26 protein-coding genes are annotated in these 25,272 nt (G+C 73.3%); 14 read left to right on the top strand and 12 right to left on the bottom strand.

The genetic code is table 11. From position 1 onward, the window contains the following. Positions 1-392: 392 nt before the first annotated feature. Positions 393-2,024: an alpha/beta hydrolase gene (locus ACFP3V_RS18170; protein ID WP_380584667.1), complete on the bottom strand. Its 1,632-nt coding sequence runs from the start codon at positions 2,022-2,024 to the stop codon at positions 393-395. Positions 2,025-2,314: 290 nt separating this feature from the next. Here ACFP3V_RS18170 and ACFP3V_RS18175 point away from each other — a divergent pair, with 290 nt between their 5' ends. The 3 genes from ACFP3V_RS18175 to ACFP3V_RS18185 all read left to right on the top strand — a co-directional run bounded on the left by ACFP3V_RS18175 (position 2,315) and on the right by ACFP3V_RS18185 (position 4,852). Beyond that, on the top strand, positions 2,315-3,034 hold the full coding sequence (locus ACFP3V_RS18175; RefSeq protein ID WP_380584669.1) for a CPBP family intramembrane glutamic endopeptidase: 720 nt from the start codon (positions 2,315-2,317) through the stop codon (positions 3,032-3,034). Between the two features lie 119 nt (positions 3,035-3,153). After that, positions 3,154-4,209 (top strand): S1C family serine protease, encoded by a 1,056-nt coding sequence (locus tag ACFP3V_RS18180; RefSeq protein WP_380584671.1) that lies wholly within the window; start codon positions 3,154-3,156, stop codon positions 4,207-4,209. A 73-nt stretch (positions 4,210-4,282) separates the two neighbouring features. Beyond that, on the top strand, positions 4,283-4,852 hold the full coding sequence (locus ACFP3V_RS18185) for a TetR/AcrR family transcriptional regulator (protein WP_380584673.1): 570 nt from the start codon (positions 4,283-4,285) through the stop codon (positions 4,850-4,852). A 54-nt stretch (positions 4,853-4,906) separates the two neighbouring features. Here ACFP3V_RS18185 and cpt read toward each other — a convergent pair whose 3' ends face one another. Further along, positions 4,907-5,440 carry a chloramphenicol phosphotransferase CPT gene (cpt, locus tag ACFP3V_RS18190; RefSeq protein WP_380584675.1) on the bottom strand — a complete coding sequence of 178 codons (534 nt, stop codon included), beginning with the start codon at positions 5,438-5,440 and terminating at the stop codon, positions 4,907-4,909. Positions 5,441-5,585: 145 nt separating this feature from the next. Here cpt and ACFP3V_RS18195 point away from each other — a divergent pair, with 145 nt between their 5' ends. From ACFP3V_RS18195 to ACFP3V_RS18210, 4 genes are all read left to right on the top strand, one after another. Next, positions 5,586-6,287, top strand: a complete 702-nt coding sequence (locus ACFP3V_RS18195; protein WP_380584677.1) for an SDR family oxidoreductase — start codon at positions 5,586-5,588, stop codon at positions 6,285-6,287. Positions 6,288-6,354: 67 nt separating this feature from the next. Then, positions 6,355-6,993 (top strand): TetR family transcriptional regulator, encoded by a 639-nt coding sequence (locus ACFP3V_RS18200; protein WP_380584679.1) that lies wholly within the window; start codon positions 6,355-6,357, stop codon positions 6,991-6,993. 1 nt (position 6,994) lies between these two features. After that, positions 6,995-7,690, top strand: coding sequence for a VC0807 family protein (locus ACFP3V_RS18205; RefSeq protein WP_380584681.1), 696 nt, complete (start codon positions 6,995-6,997; stop codon positions 7,688-7,690). Between the two features lie 325 nt (positions 7,691-8,015). Further along, positions 8,016-8,294, top strand: coding sequence for a DUF5133 domain-containing protein (locus ACFP3V_RS18210; protein WP_380584683.1), 279 nt, complete (start codon positions 8,016-8,018; stop codon positions 8,292-8,294). A 52-nt stretch (positions 8,295-8,346) separates the two neighbouring features. On the opposite strand, the gene ACFP3V_RS18215 is transcribed toward ACFP3V_RS18210, so the two are convergent. After that, a complete protein-coding gene (locus ACFP3V_RS18215) occupies positions 8,347-9,192 on the bottom strand; it encodes an SDR family oxidoreductase (protein ID WP_380584685.1) in 846 nt (281 codons plus the stop codon). 228 nt (positions 9,193-9,420) lie between these two features. On the opposite strand from ACFP3V_RS18215, the gene ACFP3V_RS18220 reads away from it, so the two are divergent. Continuing rightward, positions 9,421-9,978 (top strand): hemerythrin domain-containing protein, encoded by a 558-nt coding sequence (locus ACFP3V_RS18220; protein WP_380584687.1) that lies wholly within the window; start codon positions 9,421-9,423, stop codon positions 9,976-9,978. 50 nt (positions 9,979-10,028) lie between these two features. On the opposite strand, the gene ACFP3V_RS18225 is transcribed toward ACFP3V_RS18220, so the two are convergent. From ACFP3V_RS18225 to ACFP3V_RS18235, 3 genes are all read right to left on the bottom strand, one after another. Further along, a complete protein-coding gene (locus tag ACFP3V_RS18225; RefSeq protein WP_380584688.1) occupies positions 10,029-11,015 on the bottom strand; it encodes an L-threonylcarbamoyladenylate synthase in 987 nt (328 codons plus the stop codon). A 120-nt stretch (positions 11,016-11,135) separates the two neighbouring features. After that, positions 11,136-11,855 (bottom strand): Clp protease N-terminal domain-containing protein, encoded by a 720-nt coding sequence (locus ACFP3V_RS18230; RefSeq protein ID WP_380584690.1) that lies wholly within the window; start codon positions 11,853-11,855, stop codon positions 11,136-11,138. A 113-nt stretch (positions 11,856-11,968) separates the two neighbouring features. Continuing rightward, positions 11,969-12,430: a hypothetical protein gene (locus ACFP3V_RS18235; protein ID WP_380584692.1), complete on the bottom strand. Its 462-nt coding sequence runs from the start codon at positions 12,428-12,430 to the stop codon at positions 11,969-11,971. Between the two features lie 318 nt (positions 12,431-12,748). On the opposite strand from ACFP3V_RS18235, the gene ACFP3V_RS18240 reads away from it, so the two are divergent. From ACFP3V_RS18240 to ACFP3V_RS18250, 3 genes are all read left to right on the top strand, one after another. Beyond that, complete coding sequence (locus ACFP3V_RS18240) at positions 12,749-14,011, top strand: phosphotransferase family protein (RefSeq protein ID WP_380584694.1); 1,263 nt, start codon at positions 12,749-12,751, stop codon at positions 14,009-14,011. A 100-nt stretch (positions 14,012-14,111) separates the two neighbouring features. Then, positions 14,112-15,116 (top strand): NAD-dependent epimerase/dehydratase family protein, encoded by a 1,005-nt coding sequence (locus ACFP3V_RS18245; protein ID WP_380584696.1) that lies wholly within the window; start codon positions 14,112-14,114, stop codon positions 15,114-15,116. Then, a complete protein-coding gene (locus ACFP3V_RS18250; RefSeq protein ID WP_380584698.1) occupies positions 15,113-16,396 on the top strand; it encodes a glycosyltransferase in 1,284 nt (427 codons plus the stop codon). The genes ACFP3V_RS18245 and ACFP3V_RS18250 overlap by 4 nt, the downstream gene beginning before the upstream one ends. 63 nt (positions 16,397-16,459) lie before the next feature. Here the strand turns inward: ACFP3V_RS18250 and ACFP3V_RS18255 are convergent, their stop codons facing one another. Then, positions 16,460-17,359 (bottom strand): helix-turn-helix transcriptional regulator, encoded by a 900-nt coding sequence (locus tag ACFP3V_RS18255; RefSeq protein ID WP_380584700.1) that lies wholly within the window; start codon positions 17,357-17,359, stop codon positions 16,460-16,462. 139 nt (positions 17,360-17,498) lie between these two features. On the opposite strand from ACFP3V_RS18255, the gene ACFP3V_RS18260 reads away from it, so the two are divergent. After that, positions 17,499-18,371: an aldo/keto reductase family oxidoreductase gene (locus ACFP3V_RS18260; protein WP_380584702.1), complete on the top strand. Its 873-nt coding sequence runs from the start codon at positions 17,499-17,501 to the stop codon at positions 18,369-18,371. Positions 18,372-18,546: 175 nt separating this feature from the next. Here ACFP3V_RS18260 and ACFP3V_RS18265 read toward each other — a convergent pair whose 3' ends face one another. Beyond that, on the bottom strand, positions 18,547-21,732 hold the full coding sequence (locus ACFP3V_RS18265) for a glycosyl hydrolase 115 family protein (RefSeq protein ID WP_380584704.1): 3,186 nt from the start codon (positions 21,730-21,732) through the stop codon (positions 18,547-18,549). Between the two features lie 517 nt (positions 21,733-22,249). On the opposite strand from ACFP3V_RS18265, the gene ACFP3V_RS18270 reads away from it, so the two are divergent. Together ACFP3V_RS18270 and ACFP3V_RS18275 are read left to right on the top strand one after the other, a co-directional pair. Then, on the top strand, positions 22,250-22,855 hold the full coding sequence (locus tag ACFP3V_RS18270; RefSeq protein WP_380584706.1) for a muconolactone Delta-isomerase family protein: 606 nt from the start codon (positions 22,250-22,252) through the stop codon (positions 22,853-22,855). 28 nt (positions 22,856-22,883) lie between these two features. Continuing rightward, complete coding sequence (locus ACFP3V_RS18275; protein ID WP_380584708.1) at positions 22,884-23,477, top strand: redoxin domain-containing protein; 594 nt, start codon at positions 22,884-22,886, stop codon at positions 23,475-23,477. A 50-nt stretch (positions 23,478-23,527) separates the two neighbouring features. On the opposite strand, the gene ACFP3V_RS18280 is transcribed toward ACFP3V_RS18275, so the two are convergent. From ACFP3V_RS18280 to ACFP3V_RS18295, 4 genes are read right to left on the bottom strand one after another with little or no spacing between them, the layout of a single operon-like run. Next, positions 23,528-24,271 (bottom strand): SDR family oxidoreductase, encoded by a 744-nt coding sequence (locus ACFP3V_RS18280; RefSeq protein WP_380584709.1) that lies wholly within the window; start codon positions 24,269-24,271, stop codon positions 23,528-23,530. Then, on the bottom strand, positions 24,249-24,488 hold the full coding sequence (locus ACFP3V_RS18285) for a hypothetical protein (RefSeq protein ID WP_380584711.1): 240 nt from the start codon (positions 24,486-24,488) through the stop codon (positions 24,249-24,251). Before ACFP3V_RS18285 ends, ACFP3V_RS18280 begins: the two co-directional genes overlap by 23 nt. Then, positions 24,485-24,652: a hypothetical protein gene (locus tag ACFP3V_RS18290; RefSeq protein WP_380584713.1), complete on the bottom strand. Its 168-nt coding sequence runs from the start codon at positions 24,650-24,652 to the stop codon at positions 24,485-24,487. Before ACFP3V_RS18290 ends, ACFP3V_RS18285 begins: the two co-directional genes overlap by 4 nt. A gap of 28 nt (positions 24,653-24,680) precedes the next feature. Beyond that, positions 24,681-25,181, bottom strand: a complete 501-nt coding sequence (locus ACFP3V_RS18295; protein WP_380584715.1) for a VOC family protein — start codon at positions 25,179-25,181, stop codon at positions 24,681-24,683. Positions 25,182-25,272 lie beyond the last annotated feature (91 nt).

Genomic DNA, 25,272 nt, shown 5'->3' on the forward strand with positions numbered 1-25,272 from the left:
CCCCACCCGTCCGAAAGCCGCCCACCTGCGGCAACGGCCACCCGGCCCACCGCGGCCGGGGTCCGCTACGCGGTCCACCCACAGCGCCCCCTTGGGGGCACAGGCCACCAGCCGAAAGCCGCGCGCCTGTGGCCAGCGCCCCGGCGGCGCGCAGCGCCTTCCGCCGGAGCGGCCACCCGGCCCACGCCGACCGACCGTCCGCTACGCGGTCCACCCACAGCGCCCCCTTGCAGGACACAGGCCACCGGCCGGAAGCCCGAAAGCCGCGCGCCTGTGGCCAGCGCCCCGGCGGCGCGCAGCGCCTTCCGCCGGAGCGGCCACCACGGCAACAGGGGCTGCCGGCCTGAACGGCCGCTGACGCGCGCGCCCTGGCGGGCTCCGCGCTCCTCGGGTCAGTGGGGCTCCTGCTGAGCCTCCAGCCGCCGCTCCAGCCGTGTCGTGTCCGCCGCCGTCCAGCCGGGCGGTTGGGAGACCGCGGCCCAGGCGGCCACCGGGAGGGTGCCGAAGCGGTGGCCGTAGCCGACCGGGACGCCGTCCGCGCCGGCCAGGTCGCAGGTGACCTGCCAGAAGGTGACCAGCGGATACCACTGCATGTCCGGGGACACGTCCGGGGCCCGGGGCCGGTCCAGCCACGCGGGCGAGGAGCCGAGCAGGTCCGGCGACCACCAGGTCACCGGGTCGGACCCGTTCTGCAGGTAGACGATCCGCGGCGAGGGCCAGGGCGCGGGCGGCGACTGGAGGTCGGGGGCGCGCCGGGCGAACCGGACCGAGCGGCCGTCCTGGTAGACGGGGAGCCACAGTTGACTTCCGGGGTCGCGGTCCCGGCCGATCTGCTCCCACATGGGGTTCTGCAGCGTCGGTCCGACCAGCAGCGCGCCGTCGCTGCGCGCGACCATCTCGGAGAGCTTGCCGTCGAAGGCCTTCTCGGAAGCGAAGGACCCCAGGCTCTCGCCGGAGACGTACAGCTTCGGCCGCTGGGCGGCCGGCAGCGTGGACCAGTGCGCGTACACGGCGTCGAACAGGGACCGCCCGGCGTCGGCGGCCTCGCTCTCGGTGAGGAAGGAGATCCAACTGGGCAGGTACGAGTACTGGACGGTGACCAGCGCGCTGTCGCCGCCGTACATGTACTCCAGCGGCTTGGCCAGGTTCTCGTTGACCCAGCCGCTGCCGGTGGTCCCGAAGACGACCAGCACCTTGCGCCGGAAGGCGCCGGTGCGTTCCAGCTCCCGCACGGCGAGCTCGGCGCGCTCGTGCAGCGTGGGCGCGGACTTCAGGCCGACGTAGACCCGGATCGGGTCCATCGCCGGCCGACCGGTGAACGCGGCGATGTCCGCCTTCGTAGAGGCCCGTCCGACGAAGTCCCGGCCCTTGGAGCCGAGGCTCGGCCAGGTCTCCAGCGAGGAGGGGCTGCCGGACAGCGTGGGCAGCACCGGACGGACGATCCCCGCCGTCGTCGAGGAGTTGGCCAGCGAGGCGCTGCTCTCCGCGACGGCGAGCAGCCCGCGCAGCAGGAAGCCCTGGACGATGCCGACGACCACCACGGTCACCAGCGCCGCCGCCCCGGCCAGTGCGACCTGACGGGGGATCACCCGCTCCAACAGCCGTGCCAGCGCGCGCGTCCCGAGCCGCAACGCCCGGGCGAGCAGGACGATCAGCGCGCTCAGCACCAGTGCCACGAAGGGCACGAGCAGCCACTGCCACCAGGGGATCCGCGGATCCATCCCGACCGCCCGCCGCATGTCCCCCTGCCAGGTGACGCTGCGCGCGGTGACGGCGACGACGCCGGCCGTCCCGAGGACCGCCAGGGCCAGCCGGCCGATCCGCACCAGGCGCTCCCCGGGGCGCAGGCCGCAGCGGCGGGCCGCGCAGCCCAGGAAGGCGCCAACGCCGTATCCCGCGGCCGCGGTCACCCCGGCGGCCACGGCCTGCAGGGCCCAGGTCCGGGGCACCAGCGACGGGGTGAACGAGAGGCAGTAGAACGCCACGGCGAAGAGCACGCCGGTCCAGCCGGGCCATCGCCGCACCACCCGCGGTCGCGGCGCTCGCTGTGGCGACGCGGCTGGTGGCGCGGGTGGGGGTGCGGGTGGGGGTGCTGACGGTCCCGCCGTCGGATCCCCACCGGAGTCCGCCATCGCGCCTCCCAGTCCGCGCCCACGGGTTCTCGGGCCCGCCCCTGTCAGAACGCTAGACCGGATCCTGCTCGGCGGCGCGCGCGGCACACCGTGCCCGGGGTGGCCGTCACACGGGTGCGGGGAGGCGGACGCGGGCCGACCATGGCCCGTGGGAGCCGCAGCCGACGCCCGGAAGGAGCCGCATGGTCCGCAGGCCCGGGCGTCCGCCGCGCATCGGCGCCGCCACCGCCACCGTGCTCACGGTGGCGGTGCTGGTCCTGACGAACCTGCTGAACAACCGCTGGCTGCACGGCTGGGGGCTGGTCGTCTCCCCCGTCGTCACCCTCCTGCTGCTGGGGCTGTGGCGCTGGTCCGGCGGCAGTTGGGCCGGGGTGGGCCTGGGGCCGGGCACGTGGGCGCGAGGCCTGCGCTGGGCGGGTGCCCTGATCGGGCTGGTCGCGCTCGTCTACCTGGTCGGCGCGCTCGTCCCGGTCACCCGTGACCTCTTCGCCGACCAGCGCACCAGCGTGCTGAGCGGCGGTCAGATCGCCTACCGCGTGCTGGTCGAGGTCCCGTTCGGCACCGTGCTGCTCGAGGAGACCGCGTTCCGCGGCGTCCTGTACGGGCTGATCCGCCGCCTGCGGGGGACGGTCGCGGCGACGGTCGGCTCCTCGCTGCTGTTCGGGCTCTGGCACATCCTGCCGTCCCTGCATCTGGCCAGCGACAAACCGGCGTTGACCTCGCTGCTGGGCAACTCCGTGGCCGCCGCCGCCGTCGCGGACGCCGGTGCCGTGCTGTTCACCGCGGCGTCCGGCGTGCTCTTCTGCGAACTGCGCCGCCGCAGCGGGAGCCTGCTCGCGCCGATGGGCCTGCACTGGGCCACCAACGCCCTGGGCTACCTCGCCGCGTTCCTGCTGCGCTGAGGCCCGCGGGCAGCGACTGCGGGCCGCGCCCGGATCGGCCCGGGCTTATGGTGAAGGCGGCGGACAGGTTCCCGCCGCGACGCGGACCGCGTGCGCGGCACGGAGGAGCAGCCATGAAGATGCCTTCGCCCCGTCTCCGCTCGACCTCCCTCGCGCTCGGCGCGGCGCTCGGCCTCGCCACGGCGGCAGGGTGCACCTCGGGCTCCGGTAGCTCCTCCTCGGCCTCGGGCTCGCCCGCGGCGGGTGGGAACGGGGACCTGCAGGCGGCCTACGTGCGGACGGTGGACGCGGTGCTCCCCTCGGTCGTCTCCATCGCCGCCGGGTCGAGCACCGGTTCCGGCGTGGTCTACGACAGCCGGGGCGACATCGTCACCAACGCGCATGTCATCGGCACCGCACGGGAGTTCACGGTCACCCTGGCCACCAGCGGGCAGCCGCTCAAGGCCGGCCTGGTGGCCAGCTACCCGCTGGGCGACCTGGCCGTCATCCGGCTGACCGCGCCGCCCGCAGACCTCAAGGCCGCCACGTTCGCCGACAGCGCGAAGGTGACGGTCGGTCAGGTCGTCCTGGCGATGGGCAATCCACTGGGCCTGCACAGCAGCGTCACCCAGGGCATCGTCTCGGCCGTCGGCCGCACGGTCTCCGAGCCCCGGAGCGCACAGGCCCCTGAGGGCCTGCTGATCCCGGACATGGTCCAGACGAGCGCCGCGATCAACCCGGGCAACAGCGGCGGGGCGCTGGTCAACCTGGCGCACGAGATCGTCGGCATCAACACCCTTGCCGCCACGGACCCGAGCCAGGGCGGCTCGCTGGCGCAGGGCATCGGCTTCGCCATCCCCGCCTCGTCGGTGACCCGCCTCGCCGACCAGATGATCAAGAACGGCCGCGTGGTGGACTCGGGCCGCGCCTCCCTCGGCGTCTCCACCCGCACTGTGGTCGCCGCCGACGGCACGCCGCACGGCGCCGTGATAGCGGCCGTGACGCCGGGCGGCCCGGGGGCCAAGGCCGGCCTCAAGGTCTCCGACGTGATCACCGGCATCGACGGAACCGCCGTGAACAGCTCCGAGACGCTGGCCCGGGCACTGACGACCCATCAGCCAGGCGACCAGGCCACGGTCACCTACGTGCGCGACGGCGCCACGTCATCCGTTCGGCTCACGCTGGCCTCGCTCTGAGCCCGGCGCTTCCACGGGCGGAAGACGAAACCGATCGGTTTCGATTCTCGGTGGTTCGCGTTACCCTCGCCGCATGAGCACGGACGCGAAGGCAAGCCCCCGGGAGCGGCTGCTGGAAGCAGCGGCGACGCTCACCTACCGCAACGGTGTCGGCATCGGCATCGAGGCGCTGTGCAAGGCGGCGGGGGTGTCGAAGCGCTCCATGTACCAGCTGTTCGAGAGCAAGGACGACCTGCTGGCGGCGAGCCTGGAGCAGCGCGCCGCCGCCTACGCGGCGGACCTGCTGCCTGCGCCGGACGACGGCCGCACACCGCGCGAGCGGATCCTCCACGTCTTCGAGCAGGTGGAACGGCAGGCAGGCGCGCCGGAGTTCCGCGGCTGCCCCTATCTGGCCGTCCAGATCGAGCTCAAGGATCAGCAACACCCGGCGAGCCGGGTGGCCCATCAGGTCAAGGGCGCCCTGACGGACTTCTTCCGCGCCGAGGCCGAACGGGGCGAAGCCGACGACCCCGACCTGCTGGCCCGGCAGCTCAGTCTGGTGTTCGACGGCGCCAGCGCGCGGGCGGGCATCGGCGCGGACTCCCTCACCGGGCTCGCCGCCCCGACGGTGAACCTGCTCCTCGACGCCGCCGGGGTGCGCTGACCGCCGCGCAGGGGCGCTGCCTCCCGCCAGGGCCTTGTCCGGCGGCGCCGCGGGTCACCCGACGTGCGCGGCGATGATCCGCGCGCACGTCATCGCCTCCGCGTGCGTGCTGTCCACCTCCAGGTCGTAGGTCACGCCCTGGTGGACCAGGTCCGCCTGGGCGGCGGCCATGCCGACGGTCCGGTCGCCGCGAGCGATCTCGCGGCCTGCGGCCACCTCGGCGTCGCAGCGGACGCCGACCCACAGCACCCGCAGTCCGTCCAATGCCTTCTGCCACCGCTGCTGCGAGTACGCCCCGCCGAGGAAGACCTCGTCGACGACGACCCGGGCGCCCGCACGGGCCATCTCGGCGACCCCCGCGATCCAGGCCGCCTCCAGCGCCCGGAACTCGGGACCGACGGTCACCTCCCCGTCCGGCGCGAACCCGATCCCGCCGTCCGACGCCTGCATCGACGCGGGCATCGCGTCGACCAGGGTGTCCGCCCCGAGGGCCAGCCACGGATCCGGCAGCACGGCCTGCAGACAGCGGATGATCCCGGACTTCCCCGAACTGGAACCGCCGTTGACCACGATCACCTGAGTCGCCATCAGCTCACCGTAGCGGCCACCGAGTCACGGCCCGCCAGCATTTTCCGCAGCCCGGCCAAGAGGCGCGCCACTGCGCTTGCCCTCAGGAAACCGATCGGTTTAGGGTGGCGGTAAACCGATCGGTTTCCCAACTGCGGAGGCAGTCATGACAGCAATCAAGGGCGCCACCGTCCTCGTCACCGGCGGCGGCCGCGGCATCGGCAAGCAGCTCGTGGAGGAGCTGCACCGGCGCGGTGCGGCCAAGGTCTACGCGACGGCCCGCGACCCGCGGACGGTGACGCACCCCGACGCCGTGCCGCTCGCCCTGGAGGTCACCGACCCCGCCTCGGTGGCCGCCGCCGCCGAGCGGGCCCAGGACGTCACCGTCCTGATCAACAACGCCGGCGCCTCCGTGGGCGCCTCCTACCTCGACAGCCCCATGGACGAGGTCCGCCGGGACCTGGAGACCAACTTCTACGGGCCGCTGCTGGTCACCCGCGCCTTCGTGCCGATCATCGAACGCAACGGCGGCGGCCACATCCTCAACGTCCACTCCGCCCTGTCCTGGCTGGCCGACGGCACCTCCTACAGCGCGTCCAAGGCCGCCCTGTGGTCCCAGACCAACTCCCTGCGCCTGCAGTTGCGGCCCCGCGGCATCGCGGTGACCGGGCTGCACGTGGCCTACGTGGACACCGACATGACGTCAGGCATCGACGCCCCCAAGGCCGACCCGCGCGAGGTGGCCGTCGCCGCCCTCGACGGCATCGAGACGGGGGCGGCCGAGGTGCTCGCCGACGACACCAGCCGCTGGATCAAGTCGCGGCTGGCCGCCGAACTGGAGGCGCTGTACCCGCAGTTGAACCAGTGACGCCCGGTCCGACCCCCGCGCGCCGCAGGGGGTGGCCAAAGTTACCTGTCCGACGTATTTTTTACTCATGCAGGTAAGCGAAGGCCGCTCCCGCTCGGTGGCGGGAACCGCGCGGCGCGCGCAGATCATCGCGGCGACCATCGAGACCATCGCCGAACTCGGTTACGCCCAGGCCTCGTTCGCCCGGATCGCGGAGCGGGCCGGGCTCAGCAGCACCCGGCTCATCTCGTACCACTTCGCCGGCAAGGACGAGCTGATCCAAGCCGTGATCGCGCAGGTGTACGGGGAACTCGGAGCCGCCATGGCGACCCGCATGCGCGAGGCCACGGACCCGCCGGGCGCGCTGGCCGCCTACATCCGCGGTGTGGTCGCCTTCATCGCGACCCACCGCGCCCAGATGGACGCCCTGATGTCCGTCTTCCTCGGCTACGGGGCCGACGACGGGGGCAAGGGCACGGAGAACAGGCAGGAAGAGAGCTTCCACGCCCACGACGCGCTCGCCCCGCTCCAGGAGATCCTGGAAGCCGGGCAGCGCGGCGGCGACTTCCGCGCCTTCGACAGCTTCGTCATGGCGGCGACGATCCAACGGTCCCTCGACGGCCTGCCGTTCCTGCTCCGCTCCGCCCCGGACCTGGACCTCGACGCCTACGCCGAGGAACTGGTCACGATCTTCTCCCTGGCGACCGCCGCAGCCGGGGGGCGATGAGGTGAGAGCACGCCAGATCGTGCGCGTCGCCTGCGACTTCGTCGTCCCGACCGCCCTCTTCTACGTCCTGCGGGCGCTCGGCGTCGGGCTCTACCTGACGCTGGTGGTCACCGCCGTGCTGCCGGCCGGCTTCGCGGTGGTGCGCTGGCTGCGCTCGCGCGAGAAGGACGGGCTGGCGCTCTACATGCTCACCATGCTGGTGCTCAGCGCGCTCGTCTCCCTGGTCAGCGGCAGCCCTCGGTTCCTGCTCGCCCGGGAGGCCCTGCTGACCGGGGTCACCGGCGTGTGGTTCATCGCCTCCGTCCGGGCGGCACGGCCGCTCGCCTTCCACTACACCCGGCCCATGCTGGAAGGCCGCCGCCGCCTCGCCGACATCCCGGGCGACTGGGACCAGCTGTGGGAACGGCTGCCCCGGTTCCGGCGCATCTGGCGGACCGGCAGCGTGTTGTGGGGCGTGGCCCTCCTCGCGGACTCCGTGGCGCGGGTCGTCATGGCCTACACCCTCCCCGTCGACACCGTCCCCGCCCTCGGGACGGCCCTGTACGCGGGCACGTCGGTGGTCCTGATCGTCGTCACCAACGTCTACTACATCGCCACCGGGCTGTACGACAGCCGCTCCCGCCTCTACCATCCGCTGCGCGCAGGGCAGTTGGCCCCGCCGCAGGGGATGCCTGCGGAGGAGAGCGGCACCGCCTGAGCCGCTGCCACCGGCCGACGGCGGTCGGCTCCACCGCCCGGAGTGGGCATCCGCCCCCGCCCGCCGGCCGACCAGGCGGCTGTCCGGTGCGGCGGTGACGGTGCGTCAGTAGTCCGAGGATGCTCCGCCTGCCCGCAACTGCCCCGGCCGCTGCCGCGCGCCGCAGCGACGATCGGGCGTCGAGGCCGAACAATGGCGGTGCCGCCTCGTCAGCTCGACGGAGACTCGCTCGCAACCTGGTCTCGCTCACAACCTGGTAGGTGATCGTGGGCCGGTTCGGGGCAGGCGGACTTTCGCGACGATCGCCTGACAGAGGGGAGCGGGGATGTTTCTGGTGCATCCGAGGGTGCTGGCCGAGCTGGTCGAACGGTACGAGTGCCTGACCGCGGCCGGTACCGCGCCCGACGAGGAGCGTGCACGGCGGGTGGAGGACACCGTCTACACGCTGTGCGTCGCCACCGGGACGCGCGACATCGCGGACGCCCTCAGCGTGGCCCGGGCCCGCCTGCAGGAGACGCCGGCCACGGACTCCCCGCTGTCCCCCATGGACGTGGTCAACTCCCCCGGCCGTCCCACCCGGCGCGAGACGCTCGCGCTCGGCTGAGCACCCCCGGGAGGGCGGGCCGGTGCCCGCCCTCCCCTCTCGCACGCTCGCGCTACAGCACCGGCTTTCCGCCCGTGACCGCGACGCGCGCTCCGGAGACGTAGCTCGCCTCGTCGCCCGCGAGCAGCACGTAGACCGGCGCGACCTCGGCGGGCTGGCCGGGGCGGCCCAGCGGGGTGTTGGCGCCGAACTCCTCGACGTGCTCGGGGGGCATCGTCGAGGGGATGAGCGGGGTCCAGATCGGGCCGGGGGCAACGCTGTTGGCACGGATGCCGCGCTCGGCCAGCATCTGGGCCAGGCTCGCGGTCATGTTCGCGATCGCGGCCTTCGTCGCCGCGTACGGCAGCAGCGTGGGGCGCGGCATGTCGGAGTTCACCGAGGAGCTGGCGATGATCGAGCTCCCGGACGGCATGTGCGGAACGGCCGCCTTGCACAGGTGGAACAGGGCGCTGAGGTTGACCGCGAGCGTGCGGTCCCACTCCTCGTCGGGGATCTCCTCCAGCGAGGTGCGGGTCATCTGCACCGCGGCGTTGCTGACCAGCACGTCGATCCTGCCGAACTCGCCGACGGCCCGCTCCACCACGGCGCGGCAGTGGGCGGGGTCGGCCAGGTCGCCGGGGACCAGGACGGCGCGGCGGCCGGCCTGCTTCACCCAGTGGGCGGTGTCCTGGGCGTCGTCGTGCTCGTCCAGGTAGGAGATGAGAACGTCGGCACCCTCGCGGGCGAAGGCGATGGCCACGGCCTTGCCGATGCCGCTGTCGGCTCCGGTGATCACCACGGCCTTGCCGGACAGCCGTCCGGAGCCGCGGTAGCTCTCCTCGCCGTGGTCGGGCCTGGGCTCCATCCGGGACTCGACGCCGGGCGGCTCCTGCTGCTGAGCTGGCTGCGACACGATCATCACTCCAGAAGACGGGGATTCGGGCGGGACCCGCCACTCCCTCCCCCGGCGGGAACGGGCCCCGTGCCTGGGCTCCTTACCGCATCCGCACGAACGAACCGGCCGGCCTCGGGTGCGGACGCCCCGTCACGAGGAATGCCGCGCTCGCGACGGGATAGACGCCCACCCGACCGGCGAGGAGCGTCCGCGCCGGCGCACGACCCCTGCAGAGACGGATGGAGGACCGGCGTGGGACACGGCGGCAACGTCATCGAGGAACTGATGGTGGACCACCGCGAGGTGGAGGAGATGTTCGAGCGGTTCAAGGCCCTGCCGCCCGGCACGCTCCAACGCGGCGAGATCGCACACGAGTTCACGGTCGAGCTCGTGCGGCACTCGGTGGCCGAGGAGATGTACCTGTACCCGGCGGTGCGGAAGCACGTGGACGGCGGCGACACCATCGCGGACCGGGAGATCGCCGACCACGCCGAGGTGGAGAAGCTGCTCAAGCGGCTCGAAGGGCTCGACGCCGCCGACAGCGAGTTCGACGCGGTCGCCGCGCGGCTGATGACCGAGGTGACCTCGCACGTCGCGGACGAGGAGCAGAACCTCTTCCCGGCGCTCGCGGCCGCGTGCACCCCTGCGGACCTGGACGAGTTGGGGGACAAGATCCGCTCCGCCAAGGCCAAGGCGCCGACCCGCCCCCACCCGTCCGCCCCGGACACCCCGCCGCTCAACAAGCTCCTCGCCCCCGGCGCGGGCCTGGTCGACCGCGCCCGCGACCTGCTCGCGGGCCACGGTCACTGACCTGCCCGCCGTGCAGCCGCCCCCGCTGGTGCGGGGGCGGTGACGCATCGTCAGGCCGTGGCCCGGGGTCCCGCGGCGCGGCGCAGCCGGTTGGCGATCGCCAGGCCCAGCCCCTCCTCCGCCGGGACGGACGCGACGATCAGGTCGCACCCCTGCTGGTCCAGCTCGCGCAGGTACCCGTACAGCCCTCGGGCGAAGGCGGCCGCCGACCCGGGAACCGGCACCACCGCATGCGCCTTCACCTCGGCGCCGCCGAACCCGGGCGGCAGGAAGACGCCGACCCGGTGCCCCAGCTCCTGGGCGAGTTCCGCCTCGACGACGACCTTCTCCGGCTCGACGAGGACGACCCGCGCCCGCGGCGCGTAGTGCGATGGATGCTGGCCGGGCACCCGGACCTCGCTGGTCGACGGGACCTCGACCGGCCGGCCCAGCACCGCCTCCAGGTCCTCCCGCGTCACCCCGCCCGGCCGCAGGATGGCGGGGACCTCGCCCGTGGCGTCCACGATGGTCGACTCCACACCGACCTCGCAGGAGCCGCCATCGAGCACGAAGTCGACGGCGTCGCCGAGTTCGGCCCGCACATGGTCGGCCGTGGTCGGGCTCACCGAGCCGAAGCGATTGGCCGACGGAGCCGTGACGCCGCCGCCGAACGCCGACAGCAGCGCGAGCGCCACCGGGTGGTCGGGCACGCGCACGGCCACCGTCTCCAGGCCCCCGGTCGCTTCGAGAGGCACGCGGGGACCGCGACGCAGCACCAGCGTCAGCGGACCCGGCCAGAAGTGCTCGGCCAGCAGCCGGGCCGTTGCGGGCACGTGCCCGACCCAGTCGTCCAGATGCTCCGCACCGCCGATGTGGACGATCAACGGGTGGGACGGCGGACGGCCCTTGACCTGGAAGATGCGCGACACCGCGGCCGGATCCTCTGCGTTCGCGCCCAGCCCGTAGACGGTCTCGGTCGGGAGAGCCACCAGGCCCCCGGCGCGCAGCACGCCGGCGGCCTCCTCGATGTCACTGGTTGTTGCCGTCACGTCGGTCATTTTAGGCGTTGGCCGGGAGCGGGAAGGACCATGATCATCTCCGTTCCCGCGTCGGGCCCCGGAGCCGGCGCGGACGCGCCTGGCCCGCCCGGAACGCGTCGTGCCGCGCGCACGAGCACGTCAGGGCGCGCGGTGCTCCTCACGGTCGCTTCCGGGGAACCGTCGGGCGATCTCCGTCGTGACCGTCTCCCGCAGCCCGTCCGGCGTGAAGCCGAGGCCGCGGAGGATCCCGGCCGCCACGCTCTCCTCGACCCGCATCAGGCCGAGCAGCATGTGCTCCGTGCCGACCCAGTCGTGGCCGAGGTCGAGCCCGGCACGCGACGCCTGCTCGATGGCCTCCTTGCTCTCCGCCCGGAACGGGATGTGACCGCGCAGCGCCTTCCGCCCGCCCGGCGGCATCGCCTGCTCGACCGCGTGGCGGACGCGCTCGGCCGATCCGGCCTTCGCGACCAGAACCTCGTACGCCAGGCCGCGCGGCTCTCCGAGCAGCCCCAGCAGGAGGTGCTCGGTACCGATGGAGTCGTGTTTGTGCGTGCGTGCGGCCTCCTGCGCCAGCACGATGCCGTGCCGGTTCAGGTCCGTGAACCGCTCGAACACGTTGGGCGCGTGGCGCTGCTGCGCGGCCTGCTTGGACACGCCGATGGCCTCGCCGATCTCGCTCCACGACGCGCCGGCCTGCTTCGCCTTGCCGACGTAGTGGCCGACGAGCTGGTCGCCGAGGTCGGACAGGGTCTGGGCACGCAGCTGCGCCTCGCTGATCCGCTCCAGGTGATCGGCGTCAGGGAGTTCCTCGTCGAGACGAGCGATCAGCTCGCTGAGGCTGATGTTGAGTGGGCTCATGCGTCAAGCGTAGATTGACGATTCCCCATCGTCAAGATGAAGTTGACGCCAGCGGCACAGGGGGCCGCACGCCTGACCCGCCGTCAGCTCCCGCGCCGCGCTGGCGAATTGCCCTAGGAGTAGGTCACGTCGTAGCGGTTCGGCCCCGTCTGCGTGAAGTCGAGCTGTCCCTTGAGGCCCTTGAAGCGGCCCGTGCCCCCGGTGACCGCCCCCTCGAAGTGGATCGGGTAGTGCGCTGCGAGACCGGGGCGCGGGGCGGCGGACTCGAAGGCGATGCTTCCGCGGGACCCGCGGACGAAGCGGATGACACCGGAGCAGAACAGCAGGTCCGTGCGGAGCCCCGCGGACTCCTTGTTGCAGAGGTCGTAGACCATCCCCACCTGCGAGGCCGGCCGCCCCGAGGTCACGACGCCGATCCCGCCGAAGCCCTCCGGGTCCCCGGAGAAGTCGAGACGCAGGCTGTGGAACGGCGGCCTTGCCTTGGGCGAGGGAGCGGCCGAGGTCACCCCGGCCAGCGCGGTGGCCGCGAGCGCGGTCAGCGCCCAGGTCTTCTTCGACATCAGAACATGCAGCACTGCATCCTCCCGGAGCCCGCACCGGGCCCGGCGCCCGCGCGTGTCACCAGGAAAGACGACGAATCCCCCAGCGCCCGGGCTTGACCGCGGGTGTCCCGCGCGGATCCCCCTATTGCAGTCAGCCTGCCCCGTCGGCCCGCACCGCGCGCCGGATCACGCAGGAGTACGACCCGAAAGTCGCCCTGCGGCATGTGCCCGCTCCGGCCGGGCGCTGGGACGATGACGGCGTCATGCTCCGTGGCCGTGGATGCGAGGCCGTCCGATGGAACCCGATGACGCAGTGCCCGTCCCCGTCCCGATGCCTGGCGCGGTGCTGCCGTGACCACCGTGGTCCGGGAGACGGACACCGACCGCTGGCGGGAGTTGCTGCCCGCCGGAGGGCGGTTCGTGGCCCTGCCGTCCCGTCAGCAGCCAGTGCTGGTGGCCGGGTTGGACACGCAGGTGCTGGGCTACGTCCGCACCGCGTTGCTCGCGGCCCCGCCCCGCAGCACCGTGCCCGACTGGGCGTTCGGGGCGGCCCGGCAGGCTCTGCGGGTGTCGGCGCTGTGGCGGCTGGCGCCACGGCTGGTCGCGACGGGCGCTCACGCCCCGGACGCGACGCTCGCCCGGCTGGTGGCCGCGCACGGCTCCCGGCTGCTCGTCCTCCGGCACAGCCACGATCCGGACGCCCGTACGCTCCTGCTCCTCTTCGACCCGGGCCGGCGATGGCCGAGCCGGGCGGTGAAGCTCCCCGCAGGGCCCGAAGCGGCGGACCGGGTGCGCGCGGAGGCGAGCCGCCTGCGCACCCTCGGCGCACTGCCCCTCGGCGCCCTGCGCACCACGGTCCCCGAGCTCGTGGCCCAACCCGACCACGGGGGCCTGCCCGCGCTGGTGACGACCGCGCTGCCGGGCACGCCGATGCTGGTCGCCTACCACCGGCTCGGCCACACGTCCCGGCCCACGGCCGTGCGCGCCGACTTCGCCGCCGTGGAAGCGTGGCTCGCCTCGTTCCAGTCCGCCACGTCCTCCGCGACGGGCCCCCTCGATGTCGCGCCCGGGCTGGTCGACACCTTCGAACGACGCTTCAGCGACGACTCCGCCGACGGCCCCTGGCGGATCGAGCAACTCCTCGCGCTGCGACGCCGGTTGCGCCGCCACCGCGCCGCCCGCACCGCCTCCCACGGCGATCTGTGGCCGGGCAACCTGCTCATCGCCCACGGACGCGTCAGCGGGGTCGTGGACTGGGAGCGCCTCGAACCCGTCGGCAGCCCGACGCGGGACCTGGCCCGCTTCCCGGTCAGCTACTCGCACTACCTGGACCGCCACACCCCACCCGGCGCCCCGGTGAAGGGCCATCACGGGCTCATCGCCGGGGACCCGGCAGCCGCCGTCGCCTATGCCCTCGACGGCTCCGGCTGGTACCCGGACCTGGTGCGGGCCCACCTCGCCCGCGGGCTCGCGCGGCTCGGCCTGCCGGCCGCCTGCGGGCGGGACGCGGCCCTGGCCGAGGTCGCGGCGCTCGCCGCCGAGGCGACCGACGACGACTTCGCCCGCCGTCAACTCCGCGTCTTCGACCGGCTGTCCGGCAGGGAACCGCCATGACCCGGACCGCTCCCCGCGCAGGCCCAGGCCCAGGCCCCGGAGGACGGCGGCCGCCGCCGACCCGCCCCCGGCACGAACTCCCAGGAAAGCGGGTGCCGTCATGCGGACAGCAGTGACCGGAGCTGCCGGGTTCATCGGCTCCCATCTGTGCGGCCACCTCCTCGACAGCGGCGACGAGGTGCTCGGCATCGACGCGATGACCGAGTACTACGACCCCCGGCTCAAGGAGCGCAACCTCGCGCGACTGCGTGGGCGCGCAGGCTTCACCTTCGTCCGCGGAGACCTGCTCGCGCTCCCGCTGGAGCTGCTCCTCGCAAGCGCCGACGTCGTCTACCACCTGGCCGGGGAGCCAGGCGTGCGCACGTCCTGGGGCCCGCAGTTCGACGTCTACCTGCGGCGCAACGTGCTGGCGACGCAGCGGCTGCTGGAGGCGGCGCGGTCCAGCCCCCCGCACAAGATCGTTTACGCGTCCAGCTCCTCGGTCTACGGCAACGCGGAGCACTACCCCACCCCCGAGACCGTGCGCCCGCAGCCCGTCTCGCCGTACGGCGTCTCCAAGCTCGCTGGCGAGCACCTGTGCGAGCTCTACCGGACGGCCTTCGCCGTGCCGACCGCCTCGCTGCGCCTGTTCAGCGTCTACGGCCCCCGGCAGCGGCCGGACATGGCGTTCGCCAGGCTCATCGAAGCGGCCCGTACCGGCGCCGCGTTCCCGCTCTACGGCGACGGCCGGCAGACCCGCGACTTCACCTTCGTCCAGGACGTGACGACCGCGATGCGGCAGGCGGCGCTCTCCTCCTGGACCGGGGTGGCGAACGTCGGCGGCGGTGAACAGGTGAGCATGCGTCAGGTGCTCGCGCTCGTCGGCGAGTTCGTCGGGCCGGTGCGCATCGCGTCGCTGCCCGCGCCTCCGGGCGACGCCCGCCACACCGGTGCGGACACCACCGTGGCCCGCGACGCCTTCGGCTACCGTCCGCGCACCGGCATCCGGGCCGGACTCGCCGCCATGGTCGAGGACGCCGTGGCCGAGGACGCCCTGCTCGGCACCCGGACGGGCGCGACCGCCCCGCCGTCCGCCGCACCGGCCGGAACGAGGGTGGCCCGGTGACGGCCCGGCCCTTCGCACCCATCGCCGGATCCGGCCCCACCGACCGGAACGGCCAGATCGGCCGAAGCAGCGGGACCGCCGAGGCGGCGCCCTGGCCCGCCGCCGACTCCACCGCGGGCCGGATCGACGGCCTGCCGCCGCAGCCGGCCCTGCGACGGATCAAGGTCCTCCATGTCATCACCCGCTTCTGGGCCGGGGCCGGCGGGAACACGCTGCTCACCGCCACCGGGATGGACCCCGGCCGCTACGAGGTCTGGGTGGCCGGGGCGCCCGGCGGCGACCTGTGGGAACGAGCCCGGGCCGCCGGCGTCCGCACCGTCGAGATCCCCGGCTTCCGTGCCGTGATCGGCCCGGGCGACGCGCTGGTCCTGTGGCGGCTGGTCCGACTGCTGCGGCGGGAGCGGTTCACGATCGTGCACACCCACTCCGCCAAGGCCGGCTTCCTGGGCCGACTCGCGGCCCGCCTGTGCGGCACCCCGGTCGTCGTCCACACCTTCCACGGGCTGAGCTTCCACGACCGCATGCCGCCGTCGCGCCGCCGGCTCTACCGTCGCCTGGAACGGCTGGCCGGCCGCGGCACGCACGCCTTCATCGCCGTCGCGCCGACGCTGGCGCGCGAGGCCGTCGAGAACCGCCTCGCCCCACCGGGCAGTGTCCAAGTCATCCCGTCGGCCGTCGAGTTGGACGCCATCCCCACCGGCTTCGACCGGGCCGCCCGCGACTCGCTCGGGGTGGCCGCCGACCGGCCGCTGATCGGCACCGTGGGTCGGCTCGACACGCAGAAGGCCCCGCTCGACTTCGTCGCGATGGCCGCCGCGGTCCACGCCCGGCACGGGGAAGTCGCGTTCGTCGTCGTGGGCGACGGCCCGCTGGCCGACGCGGCCCGGGAGTCGGCGGCGCACCTGGGCGTCGAGGTCAGGTTCCTGGGCTGGCGGTCGGACGCGCACCGCCTGGTCGCCGGGTTCGACGTGTTCGTGATCAGCTCCTGGTACGAGGGGCTCGGCCGGGCGCTCACCGAAGCGCTCGCCGCCGCCCGCCCGGTCGTGGCCACAGCGGTCAACGGCGTTCCCGACCTCGTCGAACCGGGCGTCTGCGGCCTCCTCGCCGAGCCCGGCGACCCCGCGGGGCTCGCCCGTGCCGTCTGCTGGCTGCTCGAGCACCCGGAGCAGGCGAAGGCCATGGCCGAACGCGGCCGGGCGAGGGTCCGCGCGTCCTTCTCCCCCGAGCAGATGTGCGCCGCCGTCGACCGCTGCTACCGCCGCCAGCTCGGGCTGCTGTGAGCGAGTGCTGACGAACCGTCAACCACCGGCCAGCACCAACGAGTTCAGGTCGCCGCCCGTCGGTCAGGCAGTGCCCGCAGCGGACCCGGAGGCGGGTGTCTTCGCGCCGTCCCCCGCCGCCGTGGACCCGGAGGCGGGTGTCTTCGCGCCGTCCCCCGCCGCCGCGGCGAGGGAGGCGAGCCGCCGAGCCGACTCCGAGCCGGGCTCGGCGTGGTAGACCGCCAGGATCTGCCCGTCCGTGTCCGCGATCGGCAGCTTCTCCCGGCGCAGGTCGAGCCGGCCCACCACGGGATGCTGCAGCCGCATCGCGCCGCCGGCCAGCGCGGTGACGTCGTGCCGGGCCCACAGCCGCCGGAACAGGTCGCTGGCCAGCGACAGTTCACCGACCAGCTGAGCGGTGCGCGGGTCCTCGACCTCCCCGCCGATCGACGCGCGAAAGCCCGCGACCATGCCCCTGACCGCCTGCTCCCAGTCCATGTAGAGCTCCCGCTCCTGCGGATCGAGGAAGACCTCACGCAGCCGGTTCACCCCGGGCCGGATGTTGGGCGACACCGCCGTCGCCAACCGGTTCGCGGCGAGCACCTCGAAGGTCCGGCTCTCCACGAACGCGGGCAGGTTGACCGCCTCCAGCAACTGCCGGATGCCCTCGGGCACCATCTCGCGCCGCGCCCGCCGCGGCCTCGCGGGACGGACCGCGGACAGGCTCAGCAGGTGCTCGGTGGCCGTCCCGTCCAGACGGAAGACCCGGGCGAGGGCCACCAGCACCTGCGGCGAGGGGTTCCGGTCCCGGCCCTGCTCCAGCCGCAGGTAGTAGTCGGCGCTGATGCCGGCCAGCGCGGCGACCTCCTCGCGGCGCAGCCCGGGCGTGCGGCGCACGCCGACGCCGGGCAGCCCCACGTCCGCGGGATCGGTCAGCTCGCGCCGCGCCCGCAGGTACTCCCCCAGTGCGTTCGGCCTGCTCATGCCGTCGATCCTACGAACCCGCCGCCCGCCGTGCCTGGTCCCCTCACTCCCAGGATGAGCGGGACCAGGCTGTTCCGGCAGCGGCTCAGTACCGTCGAACCGGCAGCTCCCGGAGACACCGGCGAGCGGAAAGGCGACCTTGACCGAGAACGAACTCCCCGGCGGCGTCTACCCGATGGGCGACCTGGTGCTCCCCCGCTTCGGCTACGGCGCCATGCAACTGGCCGGGCCGGGCGTCTTCGGGCCGCCGAAGGACCGCGAGGCGGCGATCGCGGTGCTCCGCACGGCCGTCGAACTGGGCATCCGGCACATCGACACCGCCGACTTCTACGGCCCCCACGTCACCAACGAGATCATCCGCGAGGCGCTCTCGCCCTACCCGGACGACCTGCACATCGTCACGAAGGTCGGCGCCCGCCGCGACGAGCACGGCGGCTGGCCGCACGCACGGACCCCGGCCGAGCTCCGGCAGCAGGTCCACGACAACCTGCGGCGCCTCGGTCTCGACGTCCTCGACGTGGTCAACCTCCGCGTCGGCGGCTTCGACCGGCCCGAACCCGGTTCCCTGGCCGAGCAGTTCGGCACCCTCGCCGAGCTGCGCGAGCAGGGCCTGATCCGCCACCTCGGCCTGAGCACGGTGGACGCGGACCAGCTCGCCGAGGCGCAGGCCATCGCGCCCGTCGTGTGCGTGCAGAACTTCTACAACGTCGCCAACCGGCAGGACGACGCACTCGTGGACAGCACGGCTGCCCAGGGCATCGCCTACGTGCCGTACTTCCCGCTGGGCGGCATGTCGCCGCTGCAGTCCCGGACCCTCGACAAGGTCGCGGCCCGGCTGGACAGCACCCCTCTGTCCGTCGCCCTCGCCTGGCTGCTGCACCGCTCGCCCAACATCCTGCTCATCCCGGGCACGTCCTCGGTCGGTCACCTGCGCGAGAACCTCGCGGGCGCGGCCCTCGACCTGCCCGCCGACGCCCTGGCGGACCTGGACGCCGTCGGCGGGTCGGAGTAGTGCGGCTCGGCGGCGCCGCTCCCTGCCTCCGCCGGTCGGTTCCGTCAGCGGCGCGCCTGCGCGCCGGGTACGACCGCACCCCGACCTGGTCGGACCCCCTGTTGCACCCGGGGGTGGCGGCGGTTCGCGGACCGCTCGGCCGCGGTCCGCGGACGCCGCCGTCCCGGGGACGTCCTCAGGACAGCCGCAGGCTCTCCGGCGGGCCGAGGTAGCTGGGCTTGAGGCCGCCGGTGTCGATCACCAGCTTCTGCAGCACCACCGTCGGGTCGACCATCCAGAACCGGAGGGTGTGCAACCCGGCGTCCGTGATCCGGTGCACCGTGCTGGTGCGGTTGACGTTGTCGGAGGTGTTGCGGGCCCACTGGGCGTTCATCGTCGCGTCGCTGGAGCCGGTGGCCGCGATGACGTCCACGATCTGCGGGGCGTCGTCGTCGAACGAGACCGCGTACTTGAGACCGTCCGTCGGCAGCGGGTTGTTGCGCGGCGAGAGGTACGCCCAGACGGTGACCGGCCCGGTGGTGAACAGGCTGACCTGGTACTCCAGGCAGGCGCCCGTCCCGCCGGGACTCCGCCGGGACGCCGTGACCGGGAAGGGCTCCACGCCGTCGCCGGTACGGCCGATCCGCGGGAGGGTGACCCACGAGATGTCACCCGTGCCGACGGCCCGCGAGTAGTGGGCCGCCTCGATGGAGACGTAGCCGTTGGCCTCCACGTGACCCCGGAGCGCGCCACGCACGCTGGGCTGGTCGACCACGGCCTGCACGACGACCGTCGTGCCCTCGGACCCGGTGATCGTGACCGGCACCCGGGTGGTGCCCCGGGGCGCGCGCTTCCAGTCCACCGCGAACAGGATCCGCTCCTGCTGCTCCACCCGGCCGCGGACCCGGTCGGCCGTCAGCCAGGGGACACCCGTGCTCACGCGGAACTCGAACGGCGTCGTGCCCCGGTTGAACACCTCCACGAACTGGGCCGGCTGGGACTGGTACGGGCTGAACACCGGCAGCACCGCTTCGCCCTGCTCCAGTGGCCACCACGCGTCCGAGCCGTCGATCGCCACGCCCATCGCGGCCTTGGCGGGCAGGTCGATCCGCCGGACCGCGGGGAACAGCACGTCCGGAATCGCCCAGTTGTTCAACTCCGGTTCCTGCCACGGGGCGTTGGGGCCGTAGCGGGCGACGTCGCCGTAGTCGATGTGGGGCTGCGTCTGGAAGCCCTTCCACTTGCCGCCCGCGATCCGCGAGTTGAACCGGTCGGCCAGGGCGAAGTCGTCACGGAGCCTGGCCTCGGCGGTGGCCGCCAGGTCGTTCGTCAGCGCCCGGCCCTGGGCGGCGTAGCGAAGGTTGGTGAACTCCGCCTCGCGCAGCGCGTAGAGGTTGGCGGTGGCCTGCACCTCGTAGCCGACCAGCTCGTACCAGGCGTCCTGGTTGTCCGCGGGGATCCGGGCCGTGATGCGGGCGGCCTGCTCGGCCAGGCGCCGCCAGTCCTCGGTGGCCCGCTCCAGCTCCCGGTAGTCGGTCATGCTGAAGGGGGTGGCCTGGTCGTCGTAGACGACGGCGGAGGAGTCCTGGGCGAGGTCCTTGGCCGGGTCGACGGTGATCCTGCGGTTGAGCAGCTCCGGCTTGCGCCGGGACTGCAACTGGGCGTAGGTGGCGAGCACTTCGGCGATGGCGGACGCCTGCTGCTCACCGAAGTTCTGCCGGGCGTACTGCCGTTCCCACTCCGGCAGCGCCTCGAGCGGCCAGCGGCGCGGGTTCCAGGCGTAGTCGAGGAAGAACTGCGTGGGCAGCTCGTTGCCCTTCATGTCACCGACGTTGGCGACCCACAGGCCGTGGCCGCCGTACGTGACGGTCTGGTTGAGCTGGTCCCACATGTTGGGCAGCGATGTCGTGTCCACCCACTTGTAGTTGCGGCCGACGCCCACGTAGTCGAAGTGGTAGTAGAGCCCGTAGCCGCCGCTGCGCGGGTCGTTGCGCACGTCCGGGAGCTTGCGGATGTTCGCCCAGTTGTCGTCCACCAGCACAACGGTGACGTCGTCGGGGGCGCGCAGGCCCCGGTCCCAGTAGCGCTGCACCTCCTTGTAGAGGGTCCACACCTGGGGGATGGTGGTCACGTCCTTGCCGGTGACCTCGGCCAGGATCTGCCGCTGGGCGGCGATGATCTCGGTCATGAGCTCGATGCCGTCGCCGTCGGGCAGGCTGACGTCGCCGTTGCCGCGCATGCCGAGGGTGACCACGCCCTCGAATTCCTGGTCGACCATGCGCTGGATGCCGTCGCGCCAGTACGCCTTCAGGGCTTCGGCGTTGTGCCGGAAGGACCACTCGCCGGTACCGCCGTAGGGGTCGTGTCCGGGTGTCACGATCGCGCCCGAGCTGTCGCGGACGGCCGGGACCGCGTGGCGGTTCCACTCCTCGATGCCGCGCATCATCGGCGCCTCGTGGGAGGTGCCCATGACCACGCCGTAGCGCTTGGCGGTGGCGTGGTTCTGCGGATCGTCCTCGGCGAAGGCGCGCCCCCAGACGGCCGGCCACAGGTAGTTGGCCTTGAGCCGGAGCATGACCTCGAAGACCTTGGCGTAGAAGTCGGCGTTGAACCCGCCCTCGTAGCCGGGAGCCTTGCCGGGACCGAAGTAGGCGGGCGCCCACCCGCCGAGGGCCGGGTTCTCGTCGTTGATGAAGAAGCCGCGGTACTTGACCGCCGGCGTGCCCTGGGTGTGGGCGCCCGGCAGCACGTACAGGGCCTCGCGCCTGATCGGCGCGACGTCGTCCCACCAGTACCACGGGGAGACGCCGATGCCGCGGGAGACGTCGTAGACGCCGAAGATGGTGCCGCGCTGGTCGCTTCCGGCGATCACGAAGGCGCGGTCGACGCCCGGGAGCGGCTTCTCCACCACCGCCTCGAGCGAGGTCTCCCACTTGCCGGCGACGGCGCTCACATCCAACTTGCCTGCGGCGACCAGCCCGTCGACGAGCGGGCTGCGGCCGAGGGTTCCGACGATGACGACCTCGCGCCGGCGCGCGGGCACCACGCCCGACACGGCCGGCCGGACACCGGTGACCCGCTCGATGTCCGCCTGCAGGTCTCCGACGGCGCGCACGACGCCCGGCCAGTCGGCGTCGCTGACGACGACGGGCAGCGCACGGCCGCCCTCGACCAGAGCGAGGCTGCCAGAGGTGGGCGCGAACGAGATGTACGACCCGAAGTCGGTCGGCTGCGGCGTACTGCCGCGCGCGGGTGCCGCGGCGGCAGCGGCTGTGCCGGGCAGGGCGAGTCCGGACCCCAGCGGGGTGGCCAGGGCGGCGATCCCGAGGCCCATTCCGAGCACGGATCTGCGGCTGGCCCGGGGTGAGAGGTGGTTGTCCATACGGCTCCTGGGTGGATTTGGTTTCCGCGCTGACAAATCCTGGAGTCTCCTCCTGCCGCAGACAATGCCTTGGGACGTACGAAAACTTTTCGTCGCCCGCGACTTGCGCCCCATGGCGAACGGCGCAGGCGCACTCCACCGCCCGAGCCGGCCGAATCCCCGTGAACTGCTGTGAATGCCAAGTGAGTTACTTCTTCAGCGGCTTCCGCCGCAGGGGGGTTCGACCCCGTGGCCGCGCGCGGGGACGGACCCAAGCGGGCGCTGGGCCGCCGTGGGGCACCTCCCACCCCGGATGGGGTGGCCGGCCCGTGCTGGGGGCACCTCCCGCCCTGGGGGCGGCGCCCGGGGCGCCGCGCTCGGATCATTCCGGCGGACACCGGGGGCCCGGCACGGATGCGAAGGGCGGCCGGGCGCGCCAGAGTCAGGGGTGCGGGTGTCGCGCACCGGCTCACCCGGCCCCGGGCCCCGCGACCCGCACCACCACGACCACAGCAGCGCCGACCCCAGGAGCCCTGCCATGGACTTCCTCGTCACCATGACCACCCACGTCCCCGAGGGCACCCCGCAGGAGGAGGTCGACGACGTCCGTGCCCGCGAGGCGGCGAACTCCCGCAGGCTCGCCGAGCTGGGCCGGCTCGAGCGGCTGTGGCGCCCTCCCCTCCAGCCGGGCGAGTGGCGTTCCCTCGGACTCTTCTCCGCACCCGACCCCGAACGCCTGGAGGAGATCCTCTCCTCGATGCCGCTGCGCGTGTGGCGCACCGACGAGGTCACGCCGCTGACGCCGCACCCGAACGACCCCGGCCCCGGCGTGGTCGAGAGCTCGGGTGACGCCACCGAGTACCTGGTGACGTTCACCGTGGCGGCCCCCGACGGTTCCCAGGCCCACGCCTACGAGGAGGCCACGGCGGGAGAGGCGGTCCGCACCAAGGCCCTGGCTCGCGAAGGACGCCTGGTGCGGCTGTGGCGGACGCCCGGGGAGGGGCGTGCGCTGGGGCTGTTCCGCGCCCACACCCCGGCCGAGATGAAGGACAGCCTCGACTCGCTCCCCCTCGCCCCCTGGCTGACCACGGTGACGACCCCGCTGAGCGAGCACCCCAACGACCCCGCCCGGCGCACCAGCTGACGCGCTGCCAGACGAAAGGGCTTCCCGTATGCGCTCCGACATCGTCCCCGGGGGCACGTTCCCCGACTACGAACTGCCCGACCACGCCGACGTGCCGCGCCGCCTCAGCGAGCTGCAGGGCGACGACCCGATGATCCTCACCCTCGCCCGGGGCCACTACTGCCCCAAGGAGCACCAGCAGCACCTCGAACTCGCAGCCTTCTACCCCAAGATCGCCGTGGCCTACACGCAGGTCGTCACCATCGCGACGGACGACCACCACGAACTGCAGGAGTTCCGCGCCTCGGTGGGGGCCCAGTGGACCTTCCTGTCCGACCCGGGCCGCATCGTGCAGCAGGACCTCGACATCGCGGAGTACACCGACCCCGACCACAACCCGATGATCCCGCACACCCTGGTCCTCAAGCCGGGCCTGGTCGTGCACAGCGTCTACAACGGCTACTGGTTCTGGGGCCGACCGTCCCTCGCCGACCTCTGGCGCGACCTGCGCGAAGCCTCCCGCGAGATCCGCCCCGACTGGGACCTGAGCAAGCCCGGCCTGCGCGAGGCATGGGACTCGGGCGACCTGACGCCGTTTCACGGCTGGAACAAGCGCCCGGCTCCGCCCACCTCCCCGGCGTGACCGCACCCCGCCCCTCCCCCGTCTTCGGGTCCCCCGTCTTCGGGCGTACGTCAGGAGACGAACTGCTGGCCGCCGTCGATGTCGTACGTCGCACCGGTCAGCGCCGTGTTGACCATGAGATGGACCGCGAGGGCCGCGACGTCGGCGGGGCCGACGACCCGGCCGATCGGCAGCGTGGCACGCAACTCGGCCCGACGGGCGTCGAGTTGGTCGCCCAGCAGCGAGGCCGACAGCGGGGTGTCGACGAAGCCGGCGGCGATGAGGTTGACGCGGATCGGCGCGAGTTCCAACGCGAGGGCCGCCGTGAACGACGGCAGCGCGTTGGTCGCGGCGGAGGCGACGCCGAGACCCGGGCCGACCCGTCGTGCACCGGTGCCGCCCATGAAGGTGAGGCTGCCCCCGGGCCTCACCCGGCCGACGGCGTTGCGGGCGACCTCCAGTTCCAGCACGGCGTGGTCGCTGATCGCGTCGCGCACCTGGGCGGCACTCATGTCCAGCAGCGGCCCGTAACTCGGGCCGCCCGCCGTCACCATGACGTGGTCGACAGGCTCGGGGAGGTCCCGGAAGAACGCCGCCAGCGCCGCCCGGTCGGTGGCGTCGAAGGCCGCCGTGCCCTGGGCGCCGACCTCGGCCGCCGCACCTTCCAGCCGTTCGGGGTTGCGCCCGGCCAGGACGACGTCGGCGCCTTCCCCTCTCGCCCTCCGGGCGGTCTCCAGTCCGATGCCGGCGCTGCCACCGATCACCACGACGGTCTGGCCGAGCAGTTCGGGCTCACGCGCTACTGGGGCTGCCATTGCCGCTCTCCTCGCACCGGTCCGTGGTCGCGCGTCCCCGCACAGAACTGATCGCGCCGCGCGTATGCGACGGGATGCACCCCCACGAGGAGCACTCCTCGCCGACCAGCTCGCGCCCCACGAGCGCGACTCGCAGGCCGCCGTCGGCCAGGGCCCCGGCGCAGTGCTCGCCCGCCGAGCGACGGTCCAACACGATCACGTCGAAGTGCTCGCTCACGTCGGCAGTTCCTCACCGGACCGCTCGCGCACCATGTAGAGCGCGTACCAGTCCGGCCAGTCGGGGTCCTCCTGGCCGGTGCGCTCCTCGTGCCTGCCGTGTGCGTCGGCCGCCCGGCGCAGGGCCGCGGCGAGATCGTCCACGGAGTCGTACGTCGTGGGCATCGCTTCCTCCTCGGTCAGCGGCTCCGCCTCAGCGGCCGGGCAGGCGCTTCTTGATCTCCTGGAGCAGCCAGCCGTTGCCGTCCGGGTCGCTGAAGGAGACGAAGGAGCCGTAGTCCGCGTGCTCCGGGGCCGGACCGTCCACCCGCTTCTCGGTTCCGGCGTGGTGGAAGACGCCGGTGGCGTCGTGGAACACCTCGCTCACGTCCACGCCGCGCCCGACGAGTTCCTTGCGGGCGGCGTCGATGTCGTAGACGGACAACTGCAGGCCCTGGACCGAGCCCGGCGCGGCCGACGTCACGCCCTCGCCGAAGATGACCGAGCAGAGCGAGCCCGGCGGGGTGACCTGCACGACGCTGTAACCGGGCTCCACCGCGAGATCCGCGTCGAGCCGCCAGCCCAGCCCCTGGTAGAACCGCTTCGCCCGGTCCACGTCGGAGACCGGCACCACCACGACTTCCAGGCGCATCTCGCCGGCCGCCACCGGCGGCGTCCCCGTCGCACCCGCGTTGCCCGTTTCCACGCTGCCCATCTCCGCCTCCAGCGGTCAGTGGCACGGCTCGGCCGCTCGGACGCACCGGCGTGCCGTACGTCACACAACCCGCCCCGGCGGACCCCCGCAA

The organism is Streptacidiphilus monticola, from assembly GCF_042658505.1.
Classification (GTDB): domain Bacteria; phylum Actinomycetota; class Actinomycetes; order Streptomycetales; family Streptomycetaceae; genus Streptacidiphilus; species Streptacidiphilus monticola.

Bases quoted from the DNA above. Each gene is read 5' to 3' on its own strand.
- ACFP3V_RS18175 (WP_380584669.1), top strand. From the start codon at position 2,315: ATGGTCCGCAGGCCCGGGCGTCCGCCGCGCATCGGCGCCGCCACCGCC.
- ACFP3V_RS18180 (WP_380584671.1), top strand. From the start codon at position 3,154: ATGCCTTCGCCCCGTCTCCGCTCGACCTCCCTCGCGCTCGGCGCGGCG.
- ACFP3V_RS18185 (WP_380584673.1), top strand. From the start codon at position 4,283: ATGAGCACGGACGCGAAGGCAAGCCCCCGGGAGCGGCTGCTGGAAGCA.
- cpt (WP_380584675.1), bottom strand. From the start codon at position 5,440: ATGGCGACTCAGGTGATCGTGGTCAACGGCGGTTCCAGTTCGGGGAAG.
- ACFP3V_RS18195 (WP_380584677.1), top strand. From the start codon at position 5,586: ATGACAGCAATCAAGGGCGCCACCGTCCTCGTCACCGGCGGCGGCCGC.
- ACFP3V_RS18200 (WP_380584679.1), top strand. From the start codon at position 6,355: ATGCAGGTAAGCGAAGGCCGCTCCCGCTCGGTGGCGGGAACCGCGCGG.
- ACFP3V_RS18210 (WP_380584683.1), top strand. From the start codon at position 8,016: ATGTTTCTGGTGCATCCGAGGGTGCTGGCCGAGCTGGTCGAACGGTAC.
- ACFP3V_RS18215 (WP_380584685.1), bottom strand. From the start codon at position 9,192: ATGATCGTGTCGCAGCCAGCTCAGCAGCAGGAGCCGCCCGGCGTCGAG.
- ACFP3V_RS18225 (WP_380584688.1), bottom strand. From the start codon at position 11,015: ATGACCGACGTGACGGCAACAACCAGTGACATCGAGGAGGCCGCCGGC.
- ACFP3V_RS18230 (WP_380584690.1), bottom strand. From the start codon at position 11,855: ATGAGCCCACTCAACATCAGCCTCAGCGAGCTGATCGCTCGTCTCGAC.
- ACFP3V_RS18245 (WP_380584696.1), top strand. From the start codon at position 14,112: ATGCGGACAGCAGTGACCGGAGCTGCCGGGTTCATCGGCTCCCATCTG.
- ACFP3V_RS18255 (WP_380584700.1), bottom strand. From the start codon at position 17,359: ATGAGCAGGCCGAACGCACTGGGGGAGTACCTGCGGGCGCGGCGCGAG.
- ACFP3V_RS18265 (WP_380584704.1), bottom strand. From the start codon at position 21,732: ATGGACAACCACCTCTCACCCCGGGCCAGCCGCAGATCCGTGCTCGGA.
- ACFP3V_RS18270 (WP_380584706.1), top strand. From the start codon at position 22,250: ATGGACTTCCTCGTCACCATGACCACCCACGTCCCCGAGGGCACCCCG.
- ACFP3V_RS18275 (WP_380584708.1), top strand. From the start codon at position 22,884: ATGCGCTCCGACATCGTCCCCGGGGGCACGTTCCCCGACTACGAACTG.
- ACFP3V_RS18280 (WP_380584709.1), bottom strand. From the start codon at position 24,271: ATGGCAGCCCCAGTAGCGCGTGAGCCCGAACTGCTCGGCCAGACCGTC.
- ACFP3V_RS18290 (WP_380584713.1), bottom strand. From the start codon at position 24,652: ATGCCCACGACGTACGACTCCGTGGACGATCTCGCCGCGGCCCTGCGC.
- ACFP3V_RS18295 (WP_380584715.1), bottom strand. From the start codon at position 25,181: ATGGGCAGCGTGGAAACGGGCAACGCGGGTGCGACGGGGACGCCGCCG.